This window comes from Bradyrhizobium sp. B117, from assembly GCF_038969555.1.
Classification (GTDB): Bacteria; Pseudomonadota; Alphaproteobacteria; order Rhizobiales; family Xanthobacteraceae; genus Bradyrhizobium.
The window spans coordinates 4,921,094-4,940,588 of sequence record NZ_CP152414.1 but is presented as its reverse complement, the minus strand read 5'-3'; the positions used below and the strand labels follow the sequence as shown (position 1 = coordinate 4,940,588).

19 protein-coding genes are annotated in these 19,495 nt (G+C 64.8%); 1 reads left to right on the top strand and 18 read right to left on the bottom strand.

Features of this window, described 5'->3' with window-relative positions; genetic code table 11:
* Positions 1–6: 6 nt before the first annotated feature.
* From AAFG16_RS24305 to AAFG16_RS24285, 5 genes are read right to left on the bottom strand one after another with little or no spacing between them, the layout of a single operon-like run.
* Entirely contained in the window at positions 7–1,050 is a 1,044-nt protein-coding gene (locus tag AAFG16_RS24305) for an oligopeptide/dipeptide ABC transporter ATP-binding protein (protein WP_342740799.1), read from the bottom strand.
* Positions 1,043–2,023 (bottom strand): ABC transporter ATP-binding protein, encoded by a 981-nt coding sequence (locus AAFG16_RS24300; protein WP_342740798.1) that lies wholly within the window; start codon positions 2,021–2,023, stop codon positions 1,043–1,045. The genes AAFG16_RS24305 and AAFG16_RS24300 overlap by 8 nt, the downstream gene beginning before the upstream one ends.
* On the bottom strand, positions 2,020–2,841 hold the full coding sequence (locus AAFG16_RS24295; RefSeq protein ID WP_027559468.1) for an ABC transporter permease: 822 nt from the start codon (positions 2,839–2,841) through the stop codon (positions 2,020–2,022). Before AAFG16_RS24295 ends, AAFG16_RS24300 begins: the two co-directional genes overlap by 4 nt.
* Complete coding sequence (locus AAFG16_RS24290; RefSeq protein ID WP_283086693.1) at positions 2,838–3,761, bottom strand: ABC transporter permease; 924 nt, start codon at positions 3,759–3,761, stop codon at positions 2,838–2,840. The genes AAFG16_RS24295 and AAFG16_RS24290 overlap by 4 nt, the downstream gene beginning before the upstream one ends.
* A 60-nt stretch (positions 3,762–3,821) precedes the next feature.
* Positions 3,822–5,411: an ABC transporter substrate-binding protein gene (locus tag AAFG16_RS24285; RefSeq protein WP_342740797.1), complete on the bottom strand. Its 1,590-nt coding sequence runs from the start codon at positions 5,409–5,411 to the stop codon at positions 3,822–3,824.
* A gap of 314 nt (positions 5,412–5,725) precedes the next feature.
* On the opposite strand from AAFG16_RS24285, the gene AAFG16_RS24280 reads away from it, so the two are divergent.
* Positions 5,726–6,550, top strand: a complete 825-nt coding sequence (locus AAFG16_RS24280; RefSeq protein WP_342740796.1) for a hypothetical protein — start codon at positions 5,726–5,728, stop codon at positions 6,548–6,550.
* A gap of 137 nt (positions 6,551–6,687) precedes the next feature.
* Here AAFG16_RS24280 and mtnK read toward each other — a convergent pair whose 3' ends face one another.
* The 13 genes from mtnK to nuoH form a co-directional block, all read right to left on the bottom strand.
* Positions 6,688–7,977: an S-methyl-5-thioribose kinase gene (gene mtnK / locus AAFG16_RS24275; RefSeq protein ID WP_342740958.1), complete on the bottom strand. Its 1,290-nt coding sequence runs from the start codon at positions 7,975–7,977 to the stop codon at positions 6,688–6,690.
* Positions 7,978–8,083: 106 nt separating this feature from the next.
* The gene (locus AAFG16_RS24270) at positions 8,084–8,431 is read right to left on the bottom strand and encodes a hypothetical protein (protein WP_342740795.1); all 348 of its coding nucleotides are present in this window, start codon (positions 8,429–8,431) and stop codon (positions 8,084–8,086) included.
* 220 nt (positions 8,432–8,651) lie between these two features.
* Positions 8,652–8,927 (bottom strand): DUF1467 family protein, encoded by a 276-nt coding sequence (locus AAFG16_RS24265; RefSeq protein WP_342740794.1) that lies wholly within the window; start codon positions 8,925–8,927, stop codon positions 8,652–8,654.
* Between the two features lie 9 nt (positions 8,928–8,936).
* Complete coding sequence (gene mce, locus AAFG16_RS24260) at positions 8,937–9,341, bottom strand: methylmalonyl-CoA epimerase (protein WP_342740793.1); 405 nt, start codon at positions 9,339–9,341, stop codon at positions 8,937–8,939.
* A gap of 55 nt (positions 9,342–9,396) precedes the next feature.
* Positions 9,397–11,067 (bottom strand): ribonuclease J, encoded by a 1,671-nt coding sequence (locus tag AAFG16_RS24255; protein ID WP_283086688.1) that lies wholly within the window; start codon positions 11,065–11,067, stop codon positions 9,397–9,399.
* Positions 11,067–11,873: a biotin--[acetyl-CoA-carboxylase] ligase gene (locus AAFG16_RS24250; RefSeq protein WP_342740792.1), complete on the bottom strand. Its 807-nt coding sequence runs from the start codon at positions 11,871–11,873 to the stop codon at positions 11,067–11,069. Before AAFG16_RS24250 ends, AAFG16_RS24255 begins: the two co-directional genes overlap by 1 nt.
* Before the next feature lies 1 nt (position 11,874).
* Entirely contained in the window at positions 11,875–13,311 is a 1,437-nt protein-coding gene (gene nuoN, locus AAFG16_RS24245) for an NADH-quinone oxidoreductase subunit NuoN (protein ID WP_342740791.1), read from the bottom strand.
* 22 nt (positions 13,312–13,333) lie between these two features.
* Positions 13,334–14,842 carry an NADH-quinone oxidoreductase subunit M gene (locus AAFG16_RS24240; protein WP_235546100.1) on the bottom strand — a complete coding sequence of 503 codons (1,509 nt, stop codon included), beginning with the start codon at positions 14,840–14,842 and terminating at the stop codon, positions 13,334–13,336.
* Entirely contained in the window at positions 14,843–16,954 is a 2,112-nt protein-coding gene (gene nuoL, locus AAFG16_RS24235; protein WP_342740790.1) for an NADH-quinone oxidoreductase subunit L, read from the bottom strand.
* Positions 16,955–16,962: 8 nt separating this feature from the next.
* The gene (nuoK, locus tag AAFG16_RS24230; RefSeq protein ID WP_008547737.1) at positions 16,963–17,271 is read right to left on the bottom strand and encodes an NADH-quinone oxidoreductase subunit NuoK; all 309 of its coding nucleotides are present in this window, start codon (positions 17,269–17,271) and stop codon (positions 16,963–16,965) included.
* The gene (locus AAFG16_RS24225) at positions 17,268–17,906 is read right to left on the bottom strand and encodes an NADH-quinone oxidoreductase subunit J (RefSeq protein ID WP_342740789.1); all 639 of its coding nucleotides are present in this window, start codon (positions 17,904–17,906) and stop codon (positions 17,268–17,270) included. Before AAFG16_RS24225 ends, nuoK begins: the two co-directional genes overlap by 4 nt.
* A gap of 9 nt (positions 17,907–17,915) precedes the next feature.
* Positions 17,916–18,404, bottom strand: coding sequence for an NADH-quinone oxidoreductase subunit NuoI (nuoI, locus tag AAFG16_RS24220; protein WP_026232873.1), 489 nt, complete (start codon positions 18,402–18,404; stop codon positions 17,916–17,918).
* A 16-nt stretch (positions 18,405–18,420) separates the two neighbouring features.
* A complete protein-coding gene (nuoH, locus tag AAFG16_RS24215) occupies positions 18,421–19,488 on the bottom strand; it encodes an NADH-quinone oxidoreductase subunit NuoH (protein WP_092213972.1) in 1,068 nt (355 codons plus the stop codon).
* Positions 19,489–19,495: the final 7 nt, after the last annotated feature.

Here is a 19,495-nt window from a genome sequence, read left to right as displayed (position 1 = left end):
CCACCTTCAGGGTGACGGTGATAGCGCGACGCTCGCTGCCGCGATCTCCTCACTCCGCCAGCACCTCACCGCGTGCCCATCGGCTCGCGCTTCCAGCACCGGCCCCGGCTCGCTCCGGCACACCGCCTCGGCATAACGACAGCGCGGGCTGAACGCGCATCCGTTTGGCGGATTGAGGGGGTTGGGAAGGTCGCCGCCGGTCGTCGCCAGCGGTGCGTGGCGTAGGGGATCGGGGATGGCTGATATCAGGGCCCGCGTATAGGGGTGCGCGGGACGCTCGAAGATGTCGCGCCAGTCGCCGTTTTCGACGATGCGGCCGAGATACATCACGGCGACGCGGTCGCTCATGTGCTCGACGACGCCGAGGTCGTGGCTGATCATGATGTAGGAAAGGCCGAGCGTCTCCTTCAATTCCAGCAGCAGATTGATGATCTGGGCGCGGATCGAGACGTCGAGCGCCGAGACCGGCTCGTCGCAGATGACGATCTTGGGATTGAGGATCAGGGCGCGCGCAATGCCGATGCGCTGGCGCTGGCCGCCGGAGAATTCGTGCGGGTAGCGGTCGGCCTGCTCGGGCCGCAGGCCCACATGCCGCAGCATGGTCGCGACGCGGTCCTCGATCTCGCTCTTTGCGGTCACGCCATGCACGCGCAGGGGATCCTCGAGCGTGCGGCGGACGGTCTGGCGCGGATTGAGCGAGGCGTAGGGATCCTGAAAGACGATTTGCACGATGCGGGCTAGCGCCTTGCGGTCGCCGGACTGCCGGTTCGTCACGACCTGCCCGTCCAGCACGATGCGGCCGCGCGTCGGCGTCAGCAGGCCCAGGATCGACAGGGCGACCGTCGACTTGCCCGAGCCGGACTCGCCGACGAGGCCGAGGCATTCGCCCCGCTTCAGCTTGAGATCGACACCGTCAACGGCGCGGAGCAGCCGCCGGCCGCGGCCGAACAGCCCACCGCCCAGCGGGAAATGAACCGCGAGGTCCTCGACGCTGAGGATGAGATCATCGTCCACCCTGCCCTCACCCGATTTGTTCTTGGGCTCATGCATGGTGGTGACACCTCACCAGACCGCCGGCTTCCAGCAAATCCGTCTCCGGCGCGACTGTGCGGCAGATCTCGGTCGCCTGCGCGCAGCGCGGATTGAACCGGCAGCCGCTGGGGAAATTCGTGATGGCGGGGACGACGCCCGCGATCTCCTTCAGCCGCGTGCGGCCAAGCGCTGCGCGGCTGCCCAGCCGCGGCAGCGAGGCGACCAGGCCTTGCGTGTAGGGATGTGAGGGCGTCCGGAAAATATCGGCCGAGCCGCGCTCCTCGACGATGCGGCCGGCATACATGACGGCGACGCGGCGGCAGACATTGGCGACGAGACCGAGATCGTGGCTGATCATCAGGATCGCCGTGCCCCGCTCGGCGCACAAATTGCGCATCAGCTCGATGATCTCGGCCTGCACGGTCACGTCGAGCGCGGTGGTCGGCTCGTCCGCGATCAGGAGATCCGGACCGCAGGCCAGCGCAATGGCGATCATGACGCGCTGGCGCATGCCGCCGGAGAGCTGGTGCGGATAGTCGTTGACGCGCCGCTCGGGCGCGGGGACGCGGACGCTCGCCAAGGCCTCGACTGCCAGCCGATTGGCCTCCCGCCAGCTCTTGCCCTTGTGCAGCACGAACATCTCGGCGATCTGCCGTCCCACCGGCGAGACCGGGTTCAGCGCCGTCATCGGCTCCTGGAAGATCATGGCGATGCGGTTGCCGCGCAGCTCACGCTGCCTGGCCGCCGAAAGGTGCTGGATTTCCTGCCCGTCGAACCGGATGACGCCGCCGCCGATCGACAGCGGCGGCCGCAGCAGGCCGATCAAGGCGAGCGCCGTGATGCTCTTGCCGCAGCCGGATTCGCCGACCAGGCCGAACGTTTCGCCGCGATCGATGCGAAAGGAAATGCCCTCGGCCGCCGCAACCCGCCGCGATCCATCGTCGAGATCGATGCGCAAATCCCTGACTTCGATCAGCGGCGCGCCAGTCATGTCCGCCGGCTCCGCGACTGGGGATCGAGAATGTCGCGCAGGCCGTCGCCGAGCAGGTTCAGGCCAAGCACGGTCAGGAAGATGGCAAGGCCGGGAAAGATCGAGAGCCACGGCGCCGTCGTGATCTGCTCGCGCGCCTCCGACAACATGCTGCCCCAGCTCGGAAACGGCGGGCGGACGCCGAGGCCGAGGAACGACAAGGCGGCTTCGGACAGGACCGCGCTGCCCATGCCGAGCGTGCCGATGACGACGATCGGCCCTAACATGTTGGGCAGCAGCTGCGTGACCATGATGCGCAGATCGCCATAGCCGAGCACGGTCGCCGCCTGCACATAGCCCTGGCTCCGCAGCGACAGCGCCGAGGCCCGCGCGATCCGGCAGGTGAAGGACCAGTTGGTCAGCCCGAGCGCGATCAGGAGGCTGGTCAGGCCGGGTCCGAGCACCGCCATGATGGCGAGCGCGAAGATCAGCGAGGGGATCGCGAGCATGAGGTTGGTGAGCGCATTGACAAAATCGTCCCACCAGCCGCCCCAATAGCCGGCGCTGAGGCCGAGGGCGACGCCGATCACGCTGTTGATGAGCTGCGAGACGATGCCGACCGTCAGCGAGACGCGGGCGCCGTAGACGACGCGGGAATAGATGTCGCGGCCCTGGTCGTCGGTTCCGAACCACCAGGTCCAGCTCGGAGGCTCCTCCGCGTTCATCAGATTGGCGTCGAGGACCGGATCGGTGTGCGCCAGCCACGGTGCAAGAAGCCCAACCAGGATCGCGAGCGCGAACAGCGCGCCGCCGATGATGAGATTGGCGCGGAGCTTCATGCGTATCTGATCCTCGGATCGATCACGCCGTAGAGCACGTCGATCAGCAGATTGATCGCCAGAAAGGCCAGCACCACCACGAGAATCGAGCCCTGGACGGCTGGAATGTCGCGCTGGAGCACGCTGTCGACAAGCAGCGAGCCGATGCCCGGCCAGGAGAACAGTTTCTCGACGACGACCGCCTGCCCCATCAGCCCGCCGAACTGAAGCCCGACGGTGGTGAGAATGATGACGAGCGCATTGCGCATCACGTGCCACTTCACGACCCGCGTCTCGCTCATGCCCTTTGAGCGCGCGGTGCGGACGAAATCCGCGGTCATGATCTCGAGGACCGCGGCGCGCGTCGTGCGGGCAAACAGCGCCATCGGCGAGACGCCGAGCGTCACGGCCGGTAGCAGCAGATATTGCAGTCCCCCGTCGCCATAGCCGAAACTCGGCAGCCAGCCGAGCTTCAGCGCGAACAGGTACATCAGCACCAGGCCGAGCCAGAACTTGGCGATCGAAAGGCCCGACACCGCCACCACCATGGCAAGCGTATCGACGATGCCGCCGGGCCTCAGCGCTGCAATGAAGCCAAGCGGCACACCGATCAGAATCGCAAACGCCATGGCCGCGAAGATCAGCTGCAGCGTCGGCCATGCCCGTTTGGCGATCATGCTCGTAACAGGCTCGCGGGTCCGGAACGAGGTGCCGAAATCGCCCGTCGCGAGCTTGGCGATGTAGGCGCCGAACCGCACATAGACGGGATCGTCGAGACCGAGCTGCTTCTTCATGCGCAGCTCGACTTGGGGATCGCTATCGTCACTCATGGAGGAGACGATACTGCCGGGAACGACGCTGAACAGCACGAAGACCAGTAGCACGACGGCGAGCACGGTCGGAATGGTTTGCAGCAGGCGACGGAGCAGGAACGAGAGCATCTCAAGCTTTCCTCTCTCCCTCCATCGTTCGGCGCGATGGAGGGAGCGCGAGAGCACGTGTCACTTCGCGGGCGAGGTCTCGTCGACCCAGAGGTCCTCGACGTTCTGATGGGTCAGCTCCGTCGCGTTCAGCTGAACGCCCTTGAGCCATGGCTGCACCGCCATGACCGCCTTGTTGTAGTTGAAGAACCAGACCGGCGCCTCCTCGTAGAGCAGCGCATTGGCCTTTTGCAGCAGCTCGGTGCGCTTTGCGGCATCGTCGGCCTGCCCTGCGGCATCGATCAGCTTGTCGAAGTCGGCATTCCTGTAGTTCATGTAATTGCAGGCCGGCTGCGGCGTCGAGGAGTGGAAGCATTTGAGCGCGGCCTGGGGATCCGGGCCGCTCTGCTGGGAGTAGATGAAGGCCTGGTAGTCGCCGGTGCGAACCACCTCCGCCAGTACCGCGGTCTCGACCTGCTTGACCTTCGCCTTGATGCCGACCTTGTCGAGCATCGGTATCACGGCCGAGACGATCGGCAGGCCCCAGCTTTCGTTCTGGCTGGTGGTCCATTCGAACTCGAAGCCGGAGGGATAGCCGGCCTCGTTAAGCAGCTGCTTGGCCTTGGCTGGATCATAGGGGTACGGCTTCATCGCCTTGTCGTAGGCGGGCGAGGTCAGCGGCAGCCAGCTGGTGGCGCGATAGGCCTTGCCCTTGACCAGCTTGTTGATGATCAGGTCGGTATCGATCGCGTAGTTGATCGCCTGCCGGACACGCTTGTCGGTGAACGGCTTGAAGGCCGGATTCATGCCCATGTAGCGCGTGAAGACCTCGGCGACCTCGACGATGGTGCCCTTGAGGTTGGCGTCGGATTGGTAGGCGACGTACTGCGCAGGTCCCAGCACCGAGGTGTCGATCTCCTTGTTGCGGAAGGCGACGTCGCGCGCCGCGGCCTCGGCCATGATCGACACGACGATCTTGTCGGCGTAGGGCTTGCCGGGCTTGTAGAACCGGTCCCAGCGCTCCAGCACGATGCGCGATCCCGGCACGTGCTCGACGAATTTGAACGGCCCGAGGCCGATCGGATGCTGGATGAAGCTGTCCTTGGCGGCCTCGTCGGCGGGATAGATCGAAGTCAGCGCTGTGAAGAAGTAGAAGCCGGGATCGACCTTCTCGGTCAGCTTCATCTCGAGGGTAAAGTCGTCGATCTTCTTCAGCCCGGAGATTTCCTTGGCCTGGCCTTTCTCGACCGCAGCCGCGCCCTCGATGACGCGGACGAAGCGCGCGCCGGGAAAGGCCTTGGTGCCGTCCATGATCCGGTTATAGGACCAGATGACGTCGTCGGCCGTCATCTTGCGGCCATTGTGGAAATAGGCGTCGTCGCGGAGCTTGAAGGTGTAGACGAGGCCGCCGCCCGAGACGACGACCTCCTTGGCAAGCTCCGGAACCGGCTTTCCTTCCGCAGAATCCCAGATGTAGAGCGAGCGATGCAGGGCCTTGGCGTAGATCTCGTCCTGGGCGCGCTGCGTGGTGTGAATGTCGAGGCTGGTGAAGCTCGAGCCGTACGGCGCGGTCATGCGGATGGTTCCGCCCTTGCGCTGGGTCTGGGCCTCAACGGATCCGGTGAGCGCCAGTCCCAAACCCGCGACAATCGCAATCATCCTGAACATCATGTGTCCCCCAACAACGCAGGCATTCCGATCAGGGATTTGATCATTCGTCGGCTGTCGAACGCAAGCTTCGTTTTGATGGCGACCGATGCCGGTTCCAGAAGGCCACGGGGACCTCGGTCAGGTTGCATCCCCCAGCGATGCAAGCCGCCGATTGACGCGGTACGTCATCGAGCGACCGGGATCAGTGAACATTTTTCGTGATCGACGCGACCAAGCTCAGGATCGTTATCTGAGCCCCAGGGATCGCGGAAAAAATGAAGCGCCGAACGTTAGGTATCTTGCTCGCGGGCAGCCTCGTCGCTGGGACAGCGGCGATGGCGATCCCCGTCACACCAGACCCTGCCCGGGACAATCCGACTGAGACCATCCACGCTGGGCGGTCCCACACCTCGGGGCCAGACGGGTATGTCGACGACACCTGGTGGGCGGCGAGGGACCGTTGCGCCCCCGACTATCTCGGTGAGCGCCTGCTCTGCAACGCCTTTGGCGTGCTGACACGGGCCACAAGCCGGACCTTCGAGGACAAGATGTCCGAAGGCGTGGGCCTGCCGCTCCCCGACGGTTGGGGCCTGATGACCGCGAAGAACTCGCCCTTCATCCGGTCGGCTCACGCCGAGACGCCGCTCGATGTGATGGCCGTGCTCGGCTTCTATCGCGCCGCACTCGGCGGGCGCGGCTGGACGGAGAATGACGGAGCGACGGTCGAGCCCGGTCGGGCCATTGTCGCCTTCACGACGACCGATGGGCCGGCGCTGCTCCGGCTCATCCGTCAGGACGGCAGGACCATCGCCGACCTTTCGCTGCGCAAGCCGGCGGTCGCGACGTCAGGCATTCTGCCCAAGCCGGGGCAAGTGAGGCTGTTGCTCGGCAACAAGACCGATCAAGCGGCCGAGATCACCGTCAATGAGCGAACCATCAAGCTGGCGGCGCGCGCCGGAGAAGACCTGGCGGACTCCGACGCTGCTTCGGGCGAACTGCCTGATAGCCAGAAGATCGATCTGCCGCCGGGCAAGTACAAGGTCACCGTCAAGCCGGACGGCAGCGCGGCGCAGAAGCGCGAGTTCGAGGTTGCAGCCAACGAGACCTGGGGCCTGCTGGTCGGCCCGGACGGCGTCCCGCTGCCGATCCGGCTGTATTGAGGCCCTGCTCCCTGCGCCGTCATTGCGAGCGAAGCGAAGCAATCCAGACTGCCGCCGCGGAGAGACTCTGGATTGCTTCGTCGCAAGAGCTCCTCGCAATGACGGAGCGACAGATGCGCCCCCATCATGAGGTTCAGTCAGCCTGACAATTCCGGCTGCCAGTCCCGCAGCTTTCGCGCAGAGCCGGTGACATCAGTGATCGTCCGGAACGCTGGCGCTTCCACCATCATCCCCCGCGCCAACCGCACGGCGCGCGCCTCACTCACCGCCCGCCTCTTCGGATCCTCGATAAGCTCGAAATCGATGTTGTGGGCGAGCCCGAAGATGCGGCGGATGGTTTTTGCGGCGGCGAAGCCGACCGTGTCGGTGAACAGGCGCTGCATGTAGGCTTGCCGCTCGGCCTCGAGGCGCATCGCGCCCTTCTCGCCGGTAAAGAGTGAGACCGGATAGGCATCGCCGCTGGCCTCCGATCGCCAGAGATGAAGGAACTTTCGCGCGAACTCATTCCAGACCTGCTCGACCGTCTCCAGCACCCAGGCCTCGAACGCAGCCCGCTCGCCGGGCGTCCGCTCGTGGCCTGCGGAGGCGAAACAGGCCATCAGGAGGTTCGCCAGCACCGCGCCGACGTCGAACCCCATCGGGCCGTAGAACGCGAATTCGGGATCGATCACGCGCGTCTCGCCGTCCGTCACCATGATCGAGCCGGTGTGGAGATCACCGTGCAGCAGCGCCTCGGGGCTTGCCATGAACTTCAGCTTCAGCCGGGAGATCGCGACATGCAGCTCCATGTCATCGCGCAAGGATGCGGCGAGGCCATCGAGGTAAGGCGTGGTCCAGCGGTTCTGCTCGGCGATGCGGTAGGGATCGGTGAAGATCAGATCCTCGGTGATCTTGCACAGCGCGTGGTTGCCGGCGAAGGCCGCGATGCCCTCCTTCTTCTCGGCCGCCGACAGCGCAAGGTCGGAGGTGAAGAACATGGTGCGCGCCATGAAGGTGGTGATGTCATCGACGAAGCGCGGATAGTGTGTTGCCGCGACGAGGCCCTTGCGCATGATGATGTGCGGCTCGAGCAGCTCCATCACCGTCAGCGCCAGCATCTCGTTATGGTGCAACAGCGCCGGCACGAGCCCAGGCGCGAGCTCGGCCTGCCGGGACAAGGCCAAAAATTCGTAGTGGGCCCGCGACAGCGGCAGCGGCCAGCTCTCGCCGACGAGGCGGACGTAAGGCAGCGCCTGCTTCACGGCGACGCCTCCGCGCGCGCCCTTGACGATGAAAACGAGGTTGAGATTGCCGTCGCCGACCTCGGTGATGGCCCAGGCGGCCGGCACGCCGCCGAGGAGCGCTTTCAGCTCCGGCAGGCCCGCGAGATAGTCCCGCAAGGCCGCCTCATGCAGAATCCGATAGTCCCCCGCCTGCCCTTGCGTCATGACGATCCCATCCCGCTCATTTGGCATGATCTTCTCGGAAAACCGCTTCGCACTTTGCGCTAACGCGGCCCTTCGGGTCCGGATCATGCTGGTACGGGCCGGATCGTTACTCCCGCTCCAAGAAGCTCGAGCCGATCTCGGCCTTTCTTTTGATGGGATCGTAATCGCAATAGACGCCGTCCGCCACCAGCGTGTAGCTGGAGCTGACGGTGTATTTGTCGAGCTTGACCGAGTTCAGTCCGATCACCGAGGTGCTCTTGCCGCCGTTCCATTTGAACGGCGTCGAGCTCTTGGCCTGCTCGCAGGCCATCACCGCCTCGTTGAAGACATAGCCCTCGACGAACGCCTTCAGCGTCCGCACCTGCGCCGCCATCCTCCATTCGAAATAGCCGATGGCCCCGAGCCCCGCGACGATCAGCACCAGCAGTGCGACGACGATCCGCTGAAATGTCATTCATGCCCCCGATAAAACAAGCGCAAATTCTATGCGAGTGACGAAACGAAGCAAAGACTATCGCCGAAGTACCTCACCTCTCCCCAGCGGGGAGAGGTCGGATTGCTATGGCGCGCAATTGCGCGCCTGAGCAATCCCGCGGCATCCGGTGAGACCATAACCCCTCACCCGGATCGCATCTTACGATGCGATCCGACCTCTCCCTTCGGGAGAGGTGAAACTAGAACGGCATGCCCATCAGTTTCGACAGGCGTTCGATCGAGAGATAGCCGGCGTGGTAGGCGGCCATGCCGAGGCCGTAGACGATCGCCGAGATGATCGTGGTCCAGATCAGCTTGCGGCCCATCCGTGTCAGGATCGGTGCGCCGGGATCGGTGCCGGGCGCGCCGACGCCGTCTTCGTGCTGGCTGCGCACCCCGAACGGCAGCGTCAGGAACAGTGCGATCCACCAGATGACGAAATAGATCGCGATGGCGGTCGATATCTGGATGGCCATGGGACGGCCTTATGCCTGCTCGATCTCGACCAGCGCGCCGGAAAAATCCTTGGGGTGCAAGAACAGCACCGGCTTGCCGTGGGCGCCGATCTTCGGCACGCCGTCGCCGAGCACCCTGGCCCCCTCCTTCACCAGCGTGTCGCGCGAGGCGACGATATCGACGACCTCGTAGCAGACATGGTGGATGCCGCCATCGGCGTTGCGCTCGAGGAATTTTGCGATCGGCGAGGCTTCGCCAAGCGGCTCGATGAACTCGATCTTGGTGTTGGGAAGCGTCGCGAACACCGTGGTGACGCCATGCTCGGGCAGCGGAACGGCGTCCGAGATCTGCGCTCCGAATGCCGCGCCGTAGATCTTCGCGGCCTTGACGGCGTCCCTGGTCGCGATCGCGACGTGGTTGAGGCGACCCAGCATGTTTCTTCTCCCTCAGCGCATGATCCGGTGTTCCCGACAGATCATGCCGACACGGTTACACTGTCAGCACATGTACCAGACAGGGGGGCTTTTTGCCCCAATGTTCGTTGATCACGGCACGGACGGCGCGCCGCACCGATTCTCCCAAAGCGTCCGGATCGCGCCGGCGCGCCCGCGGCAGACCCTCGATGGTAGACATCACGGCGTCGAAGACGATGTCGTCGAAGGCCTCGCCGGCCCGGTTCTTCTCGGGAATGCCGACGAGATCGACCTCGGGATCGTCGGCGAGCTCGCCCTGCTCGGTCATGGCGATCGCGACGAAGGCGCAGCCGGAGAACGCCATGCGGCGGCGCTCGACCACGGCGCGGGATTTGGAATCCTCCAGGATCGTGCCGTCCTTGTAGAGCCGGCCCGAGGGCACCTCGCCGACGATGCCGGGATCGCCGGGGCCGAGCTTGACGAGGTCGCCGTTGCGGCAGACCAGCACGCGCGGCACGCCGGCGGCGCGCGCAAGTTTTGCGTGCTCGTTCAGATGCAGGGCCTCGCCATGGACGGGGATCAGCAGCTGCGGCTTCACCCAGGAGATCATGTCGCGCAGCTCGTCGCGGCGGGGGTGGCCGGAGACGTGGACCAGATGATCGCGGTCGGTCAGGACCTCGACGCCCTGAAGCACCAGATTGTTGATGATCGAGCCGACGGCCTTCTCGTTGCCGGGAATGGTGCGCGAGGAGAAGATCACGCTGTCGCCGCGGTTGAGCGTGATCTCGGGATGGTCGTCATTGGCGATGCGCGCCAGCGCGGCGCGCGGCTCGCCCTGGCTGCCGGTGCACAGCGCCAGCACCTTGTCCTGCGGCAGATGGCCATAGACCTCGGGCGAGCGGAAATTCTGCACGCCGTCGAGATAGCCGGTCTCGCGCGCGACCTGCACCACGCGCTCCATGGCGCGCCCGACCACGACGACCTCGCGGTCGGCGGCTTTCGCAGCATCGGCCACGGCCTTGATGCGGGCGACGTTGGAGGCAAAGGTCGTCACCGCGACGCGGCCCTTGGCGGCCTTGACCAGGTCGATGATGGTTTTGGCGACCTCGGCTTCCGACGGCGAACGGCCGTCGCGCACGGCATTGGTGGAATCGCCGATCAGGGCGAGAACGCCCTCTTCGCCGAGCTCCCGCAGCCGCTTCTCGTCGGTGGGACGTCCCAACGTGGGGGTCGGGTCGATCTTCCAGTCGCCGGTGTGCAGCACCGTGCCGGCTTCGGTGTGGATCGCCAGCGCGTGCGCTTCGGGAATCGAATGCGCAACGGGGATGAACTCGACGTTGAACGGTCCGACATCGATGCGGCCGCCGGAGGGGATCACGGTGACGGGAATCTCCGGGGCGTTGCGCTCGGCGGCGCATTTGGCCTCGAACAGCGCCGCGCTGAACTGCGTCGCGTAGATCGGGCATTTCAGTCGCGGCCAGAGGTCGATGATCGCGCCGAAATGATCCTCATGGGCATGGGTCAGCACCAGGCCCATCAGGTTCTTGCGTTCCTTCTCCAGGAAGCTGATGTCGGGCATGATCAGGTCGATGCCGGGCAGATGCTCCTCGTCGCCGAAGGAGACGCCGAGATCGACCGCCAGCCAAGAACGCTGGTGGCGGTTGCCGAGGCCGTAGATCGACAGGTTCATGCCGATCTCGCCGACGCCGCCGAGCGGCGCAAACACCAGTTCGTCGGGCCTCGCCATCATGCAGCTCCCACCGAGCGCACCGGGCCGAAGAACACCTCGCCTGCGGCGATCGGCACAAGGCGGCTGTCCGCGGTGCGGACGATCAGGCAGCCGGTGTCGTCGATGGTGTCGAAAGTGCCTTCCAGCGTCATGGTTCCCGTGTTGATCGCAACCCGCTCGCCGAGGCCGGCGGCGCGCTCCAGCCAGAGTTGTCGGATTTTGGCAAAGCCGCGGCCATTGTCCCAGATGCCGCGGAACTCGACCCAGGCGTCCGACAGGGCCGTGAACAGCTCCTCCGCGCTGATCTGGACCCCGAGCGCGGCCAGCGACACCGCGGGCGTCGGGGTGCCCTCGGGCGCTGCGACGACGTTGGTGCCCATGCCGGCGACGACGGCGAGCCGGTCGCCGACGGTCTCGGCCTCGAGCGCGATGCCGACGAGCTTCTTGCCGTCCGCGAGCACGTCATTCGGCCATTTCAGGGCGTAACGGGGACGGCCCTCGCCGAGACGCAGGGCGGCTTCCAGGCTGACCTTCTCCAGCGCCGCCTCCTGCGCCAGCCCGGCCGCAAAGCCGAGGGTGGCGGCGACGGCCGGGGCGACGTCCATGACTTCGAGGATGCTGGCGGCGAGATTACCCTTGGGTGCGATCCAGGCGCGCTGGCGGCGGCCGCGGCCGGCGGTCTGCTCATCGGTGACGAACCACATCGGGCCGCTTTCACCGGCGCGCGCGTGCTCGATCGCATCGGTGTTGGTCGAGCCGGTCCGTTCGAACGCCGCGAGCTTGTAGCCCGCGGACTGTGCGCGAGGACCGAGCGCGAACACCATCCTAGAACAGCGACTTTGCCGCGGCGGAGGCAACGCTCACCACCGGACCCGCAAACAGTGCGAACAGCAGGTTGAACACGCCCGTGACCGCCATCACCGTCTTCACCTCGATCCTGACCGGATCGACTTGGCCGGCCGGCTCGTCGAAATACATCGTCTTGACGATGGAGAGATAGTAGTAGGCGCCGACGACGCTGGTCAGCACGCCGATGACGGCGAGCGTGAACAGATTGGCCTTGATGGCGGCGACGAAGACGTACCACTTGCCGAAGAAGCCGGCGAGCGGCGGCACGCCTGCAAGCGAGAACAGCAACATCGCGAACAGGAAGGCGAGCATCGGATTTGTCCGCGACAGGCCGGCGAAATCGCTGATCTGCTCCACCGCCTGGCCGTTGCGCTTCATGGCGAGGATGATCGAGAACGAGCCGAGCGTCATCGCGACGTAGATCACGATGTACATCAGGACGCCCTGCGCCCCTTCGACCGTGCCGGAGGCAAGGCCGACCAGCGCGAAGCCCATATGGCCGATCGAGGAGTAGGCCATCAGGCGCTTGATGTTGGTCTGCCCGATCGCGGCAAAGGAGCCGAGCGCCATCGAGGCGATCGCCACGAACACCAGGATCTGCTGCCACTGCGAGACGATGCCCGGGAATGCGGTCAGCGTGACACGGGTGAAGACGGCGAGCGCTGCCACCTTCGGGGCCGAAGCGAAGAAGGCGGTGACCGGGGTCGGCGCGCCTTCGTAGACGTCAGGCGTCCACATGTGGAACGGCACGGCTGAGACCTTGAAGCAGAGGCCGGCGAGCAGGAAGACCAGGCCGAACACCAGGCCGACATTCGCGATGGTCGCCGCCTGGGCGATGCCGGAGAAGCTGACGGTGCCGGTGAAGCCATAGACCAGCGATGCACCATAGAGCAGCATGCCCGAGGACAGCGCGCCCAGCACGAAATACTTCAGGCCGGCTTCGGTCGACTTGGCGTTGTCGCGGTTCGAGGCCGCCACGACGTAGAGTGCGAGCGACATCAGCTCGAGGCCGAGATAGAGCGAGATCAGGTCGCCGGCCGAGATCAGCACCATCATGCCGAGCGTCGAGAGCAGCACGAGGATGGCGTACTCGAAGATGCGGCGCGACGGATCGGACAGGAACTCGGCCGACAGGATCAGCGTCGCCGCCGAGCCGATCAGCGCCATGATCTTCATGAAGCGGGCGAAGTCGTCGACGATGATGCTGCCGCCGAAGGTCACCTGCTTGCCGGCAGGCTGGGCGTAGACGAGCACGCCGACCACGACCAGGAGCACCACCGCCAGCGAGGTGACGGCGCTGGTCGTCCCCTGCCCGCGATAGGCTCCGAGCATCAGAAGCGCCATCGCGCCGACCGCGAGCACGATCTCGGGCAGCACCGGCGCCAGTTGATAACCTGCAGTCTCAAAGCTCATGGCGATATCCTGACCTGCCCGATCACTGGAGCAGTGCGGCGGCCTTCACGGCCGTCACAGCGGTGTTGTAGTTGTTGACGAGTTGCTGGACCGAGGCGGCCGACATGTCGAGCACCGGCTTCGGATAGACGCCGAACAGGATCGTCAGCGCGATCATCGGGAACAGCGTCACGCATTCGCGCAAGGTGAGATCCTTCATGCTCATCAGCGACGGCTTCACCAGCGCACCGAACACGACCTTGCGGTAGAGCCACAGCGCGTAGGCCGCCGACAGGATGACGCCGAAGGTGGCGAAGAACGCGGTCGGGATCGAGACCTTGAAGGTGCCGAGCAGCGTCATGAACTCGCCGACGAAACCGCTCGTGCCGGGCAGACCGACATTGGCCATGGTGAAGACCATGAAGGTCATGGCATAGAGCGGCATCCGGTTGACGAGGCCGCCATAGGCCGCGATCTCGCGGGTGTGCATGCGGTCGTAGACAATGCCGACGCAGAGGAACAGCGCGCCGGAAACGATGCCGTGCGAGACCATCTGGAACACGCCGCCGGCGACGCCCTGCATGGTGCCGGCGAAGATGCCCATGGTGACGAAGCCCATATGCGCGACCGAGGAGTACGCGATCAGCTTCTTCATGTCCTCCTGCATCAGGGCCACCAGCGAGGTGTAGATGATGGCGATGGCCGAGAGCGTGAAGATCAGCGGCGCGAAGTCGTGCGAGGCCAGCGGGAACATCGGCAGCGAGAAGCGCAGGAAGCCGTAGCCGCCCATCTTCAGCAGGATCGCGGCGAGGACCACCGAGCCCGCGGTCGGTGCCTCGACGTGCGCATCAGGCAGCCAGGTGTGCACCGGCCACATCGGCATCTTCACCGCGAACGAGGCGAAGAAGGCGAGCCAGGCCCAGGTCTGCAACGACCGCGGCACGGCGGTGTGCATTAAGGTCGGGATGTCGGTGGTGCCGCCGTTCCAGTACAGCGCCATGATGGCGAGCAGCATCAGGACCGAGCCGAGGAAGGTGTAGAGGAAGAACTTGAACGAGGCGTAGACCCGGCGCGGACCGCCCCAGATGCCGATGATCAGGAACATCGGGATCAGGCCGCCCTCGAAGAACAGGTAGAACAGCACGAGATCAAGCGCCGAGAAGGTGCCGATCATCAGCGTTTCCAGAATCAGGAACGCCATCATGTATTCGCGCACCCGGTTCGTGATCGCCTTCCAGCTCGCGATGATGCAGAACGGCATCACGGCGGTGGTCAGGATCAGCAGCGGCAGCGAGATGCCGTCGACGCCCATGTGGTACGTGATGCCGGTGGCGAGCCAGCTCGCCTTCTCGACGAACTGGAAGTCGGCGCTGGAGGGATCGAAGCGCATCACCAGGATCACCGACACCGCGAAGGTGATCAGCGTGGTCCACAGCGCGATCCAGCGCGAGTTGCGCTTGGCCGCCTCGTCGTCGCCGCGGCTGAGATAGACGATCAGCGCGCCGACCAGTGGCAGGAAGGTGGTGACCGAAAGGATGGGCCAGGTTGTCATTTACTGGCCTCCAAAGCCGAACATGAACCAGGTGATCAGGCCGGCGGCACCGATCAGCATGGCGAACGCATAGTGATAGAGATAGCCGGTCTGGAGCTTCACGACGTTGCGGGTGACGTCCAGCACGCGGGCGGAGACGCCATCGGGACCGAGGCCGTCGATGATGAAGCCGTCGCCCTTCTTCCAGAGCTGGTAGCCGATCCACTTCGCCGGACGGACGAAGATGAGGTCGTAGAGCTCGTCGAAGTACCATTTGTTGAGCAGGAAATGGTACAGCATCGGCTGCTCTGCGGCGAGCCGAACGGGGATGTAGGGCCGGCGGATGTAGAACAGGTACGACACCAGGAAGCCCAGCACCATCATCACCGTCGGCAGGAAGGCGATGGTCTCGGGGATGTGGTGCATCTCCTCGATGATGTGCGGGTTCATCTTCACGGACTCGCGGAAGAACTCCTCGACGCCGTGACCGGCGAACAGCTCCTTGAACGGGAAGCCCGCGACGATCGAGCCGACCGCGAGCACGCCGATCGGGACCAGGATCCAGAGCGGGGCCTCGTGCGCGGCTTCGTAATGATGCTCGTCATGCGGCTCGCCGTGGAAGGTCTTGAAGATCAGGCGCCAGGAGTAGAACGAGGTCAGGCCGGCGGCGACGACCGTCATCAGGAAGCCGTACACCGCGAACGGATTGTGCGAGGCGTAGGCAGACTCGATGATCGCGTCCTTGGAGAAGTAGCCGGCGGTGAGCGGGAAGCCGGTCAGCGCCAGCGTGCCGACCACCATCACCGCGTAGGTGTAGGGGATCTTGCGCCAGAGGCCGCCCATGTTGCGGATGTCCTGCTCATGGTGCATCGCGTAGATCACCGAGCCGGAGCCTAAGAACAACAGCGCCTTGAAGAAGGCGTGCGTGAACAGGTGGAACATGCCGACCGAATAGGCCCCTGCTCCCATCGCCACGAACATGTAGCCGAGCTGCGAACAGGTCGAATAGGCGACGATGCGCTTGATGTCGTTCTGCACGAGGCCGATGGTCGCCGCGAAGAACGCGGTGGTGGCGCCGAAGAACATCACGACGGCCTGCGCGGTGGGGGCGAGCTCGAACAGCGGCGACAGGCGCGCCACCATGAACACGCCCGCGGTGACCATGGTCGCGGCGTGGATCAGCGCCGAGACCGGGGTCGGGCCTTCCATCGCGTCCGGCAACCAGGTGTGCAGCAGGAACTGCGCCGACTTGCCCATCGCGCCCATGAACAGCAAGAGGCAGGTCAGGGTCAGCGCGTCGGCGTGCCAGCCGAGGAAGTTGATGGTCTTGCCGGTCAGGCCCGGCGCGGCGTGGAAGATGGTCTCGAAATCGGTCGAGCCGACCAGCATGAAGATCGCGAAGATGCCGAGCGCGAAACCAAAGTCGCCGACGCGGTTGACCACGAAGGCCTTGATCGCAGCCGCGTTCGCCGAGGGCTTCTGGTACCAGAAGCCGATCAGCAGGTAGCTGGCGAGACCCACGCCTTCCCAGCCGAAGAACAGCTGGACCAAATTGTCCGCGGTCACCAGCATGAGCATGGCGAAGGTGAACAGGCTGAGATAGCCGAAGAAGCGCGGCCGGTACGGGTCCTCGTCCATGTAGCCGATGGAATAGAGGTGCACGAGCGAGGACACGGTCGTCACGACCACCAGCATCACCGCGGTGAGCGTGTCGACACGGAGCGTCCACGAGACCTGGAGATCGCCGGAGAAGATGAAGGGCAGCAGCTGGACCCGGCCGTCGTGGTGCATGAAGCCGACATCGACCAGCGTCATCCAGGACAGCGCAGCCGCGACGAACAGCAGTCCGGTGGTGATCAGCTCGGCAGCGCGCGAGCCCGCCGCCGCCGGCTCGACCGGGCCGTGGCCGTGGTCGTCGTGGGCGTCATCGTGATGACTCTCGTGAATGACGGAGGCATCCTCGCCGATCGTGTCGGACGCATGGGCGTGCGCGCCAGGACCGTGATCATGGCCGTGATCACCGTGATGCTCGACCTCGTCACCCGAGGGGTTGCGGGCATGCGCGCCGACCAGGGAGATGAGCCCGGCCAGAATGGCGCCCAGCAGGGGCAGGAAAACGATTGCCTGAACCATTTGAGAGCTCAGCCCTTCATCAGATTGACGTCCTCAACCGCGATCGAGCCGCGGTTGCGGAAATAGACCACCAGGATGGCGAGACCGATCGCGGCTTCCGCCGCGGCCACGGTCAAGACCAGCAGCGCGAAGACCTGGCCGACGATGTCGCCGAGGAAGGTCGAGAACGCCACGAGGTTGATGTTGACCGAGAGCAGGATCAGCTCGATCGACATCAGGATGACGATGATGTTCTTGCGGTTCAGGAAGATGCCGAGGATCCCGAGCGTGAACAGGATCGCGCCGACCGCCAGATAATGCCCGAGCCCGATCGTCATTTCACCCACTCCGCCGCATCGGCGTCCGAGAGCCCCTGCCCCGACGCCACCTTGCGCATCGCCATCGCCATGTCGGGCGTGCGTGCGTTCTGAACATTGATGTCCTGCCGCTTCACGCTCGCCTTGTGGCGCAGCGTCAGCACGATGGCGCCGATCATGGCGACCAGGAGCACCATGCCCGCGAGCTGGAAGTAGTGGATGTACTTCGTATAGAGCACGAGCCCGAGCGCCTCGGTGTTGGAGACGTTGGCCGGGATCGCCGCCGTGATCGTCTTGGAGACGCCGGGATTGATGACCCAGAAGCCGACGGTGAGCAGCAGCTCGAACATGAAGATGCCGCCGATCACGAGGCCGACCGGCAGGTACTGGATGAAGCCTTCGCGCAGCTCGAGGAAGTCGACGTCGAGCATCATGATCACGAACAGGAACAGCACCGCGACGGCGCCGACATAGACGACGATCAGGATCATCGCGAGGAATTCGGCGCCCATCAGCACGAACAGGCCGGACGCGTTGACGAAGGCCAGGATCAGGTACAGCACGGAGTGCACGGGATTGCGCGAGACAATCACCATCACCGCCGAGGCGACGCAGACGCCGGCGAACAGATAGAAGAACAGCGCGGGAAGGATCATGCCCTCACCTCACCGGTACGGCGCGTCGAGCTCGATCGCTTTCGCGATCTCGCGTTCCCAGCGGTCGCCGTTGGCGAGCAGCTTGGCCTTGTCATAGAACAGTTCCTCGCGGGTCTCGGTCGCGAACTCGAAGTTCGGACCTTCGACGATGGCGTCGACCGGACAGGCCTCCTGGCAGAGGCCGCAATAGATGCACTTCACCATGTCGATGTCGTAGCGCACGGTGCGGCGCGTGCCGTCGTTGCGGCGCGGACCGGCCTCGATGGTGATGGCCTGCGCCGGGCAGACCGCTTCGCACAGCTTGCAGGCGATGCAGCGCTCTTCGCCGTTCGGATAGCGGCGCAGCGCATGCTCGCCGCGGAAGCGCGGCGAGATCGGGCCCTTCTCGAACGGATAGTTCAGCGTCGGCTTCGGCTGGAAGAAATAGCGCATGGCGAGGAAGAACGCCGAGACGAATTCCGACAGCAGAAGCGAGCGTGCAGTGGCGTTGATGTTGATACCCATGGCGGGGCCCTCACTTCGGCGCGATGCCGGCGAAGTGCAGCACACCGGCCACCACGATCACCATTGCCAGCGAGATCGGCAGGAACACCTTCCAGCCGAGACGCATCAGTTGATCGTAGCGGTAGCGCGGCACGATCGCCTTCGCCATCGCGAACAGGAAGAACATGAAGAACAGTTTCAGCGCAAACCAGATGATCCCCGGCACCCAGTTGAAGGGCGGCAGGTCGACCGGCGGCAGCCAGCCTCCGAGGAACAGGATGGTCGCCATCGCGCACATCGTGACGATCGCGACGTATTCGCCGAGCATGAACAGCAGGTACGGCGTCGAGCCGTACTCGACCATGAAGCCGGCGACGAGCTCGGATTCCGCCTCGACGAGGTCGAAGGGCGGACGGTTGGTTTCCGCCAGCGCCGAGACGTAGAACACCACGAACATCGGGAACAGCGGCCAGACATACCAGTTCAGGATCGTGAGCTGCGGCAGACCGATCAGGCTGGCAAGGCCGCGGGCATGCTGGGCCTCGACCACGGCCGAGAGGTTCAGCGTGCCGGCGCAGAGCAGCACCGTGATGATGACGAAGCCGATCGAGACTTCATACGACACCATCTGCGCCGCCGAGCGCAGTGCGGCGAGGAAGGGATATTTCGAGTTCGACGACCAGCCGGCCATGATGATGCCGTAGATCGACAGCGACGAGATCGCGAAGATGAAGAGGATGCCGACATTGATGTCGGAGATCACCCAGCCGAGATTGGTCGGGATCACCGCCCAGGCCGCGAGCGCGAGCACGCACGACACCAGCGGCGCCAGCAGGAACACGCCCTTGTTGGCGCCGGCCGGGATGATCGGCTCCTTCAGCACGAACTTCAGAAGGTCCGCGAAGGATTGCAGCAGGCCCCAGGGGCCGACCACGTTCGGGCCGCGGCGGATCTGCACCGCCGCCCAGATCTTGCGGTCGGCGAGCAGGATGTAGGCGATCGCCACCAGGAGGACGACGAGCACCAGCACGCTCTCCGCGACCATGATGATCAGCGGCCAGAGGAAACCGGTCCAGAATGCGCTTTCAAAGAATTCCATCAGATCA

Bases quoted from the DNA above. Each gene is read 5' to 3' on its own strand.
- AAFG16_RS24240 (WP_235546100.1), bottom strand. From the start codon at position 14,842: ATGACAACCTGGCCCATCCTTTCGGTCACCACCTTCCTGCCACTGGTC.
- nuoK (WP_008547737.1), bottom strand. From the start codon at position 17,271: ATGACGATCGGGCTCGGGCATTATCTGGCGGTCGGCGCGATCCTGTTC.
- AAFG16_RS24255 (WP_283086688.1), bottom strand. From the start codon at position 11,067: ATGGCGAGGCCCGACGAACTGGTGTTTGCGCCGCTCGGCGGCGTCGGC.
- AAFG16_RS24250 (WP_342740792.1), bottom strand. From the start codon at position 11,873: ATGGTGTTCGCGCTCGGTCCTCGCGCACAGTCCGCGGGCTACAAGCTC.
- AAFG16_RS24265 (WP_342740794.1), bottom strand. From the start codon at position 8,927: ATGGCCATCCAGATATCGACCGCCATCGCGATCTATTTCGTCATCTGG.
- nuoL (WP_342740790.1), bottom strand. From the start codon at position 16,954: ATGGTTCAGGCAATCGTTTTCCTGCCCCTGCTGGGCGCCATTCTGGCC.
- AAFG16_RS24285 (WP_342740797.1), bottom strand. From the start codon at position 5,411: ATGATGTTCAGGATGATTGCGATTGTCGCGGGTTTGGGACTGGCGCTC.
- AAFG16_RS24280 (WP_342740796.1), top strand. From the start codon at position 5,726: ATGGCGATCCCCGTCACACCAGACCCTGCCCGGGACAATCCGACTGAG.
- AAFG16_RS24290 (WP_283086693.1), bottom strand. From the start codon at position 3,761: ATGCTCTCGTTCCTGCTCCGTCGCCTGCTGCAAACCATTCCGACCGTG.
- AAFG16_RS24300 (WP_342740798.1), bottom strand. From the start codon at position 2,023: ATGACTGGCGCGCCGCTGATCGAAGTCAGGGATTTGCGCATCGATCTC.
- mce (WP_342740793.1), bottom strand. From the start codon at position 9,341: ATGCTGGGTCGCCTCAACCACGTCGCGATCGCGACCAGGGACGCCGTC.
- AAFG16_RS24270 (WP_342740795.1), bottom strand. From the start codon at position 8,431: ATGACATTTCAGCGGATCGTCGTCGCACTGCTGGTGCTGATCGTCGCG.
- mtnK (WP_342740958.1), bottom strand. From the start codon at position 7,977: ATGACGCAAGGGCAGGCGGGGGACTATCGGATTCTGCATGAGGCGGCC.
- nuoH (WP_092213972.1), bottom strand. From the start codon at position 19,488: ATGGAATTCTTTGAAAGCGCATTCTGGACCGGTTTCCTCTGGCCGCTG.
- nuoN (WP_342740791.1), bottom strand. From the start codon at position 13,311: ATGAGCTTTGAGACTGCAGGTTATCAACTGGCGCCGGTGCTGCCCGAG.
- AAFG16_RS24305 (WP_342740799.1), bottom strand. From the start codon at position 1,050: ATGCATGAGCCCAAGAACAAATCGGGTGAGGGCAGGGTGGACGATGAT.
- AAFG16_RS24295 (WP_027559468.1), bottom strand. From the start codon at position 2,841: ATGAAGCTCCGCGCCAATCTCATCATCGGCGGCGCGCTGTTCGCGCTC.
- AAFG16_RS24225 (WP_342740789.1), bottom strand. From the start codon at position 17,906: ATGATCCTTCCCGCGCTGTTCTTCTATCTGTTCGCCGGCGTCTGCGTC.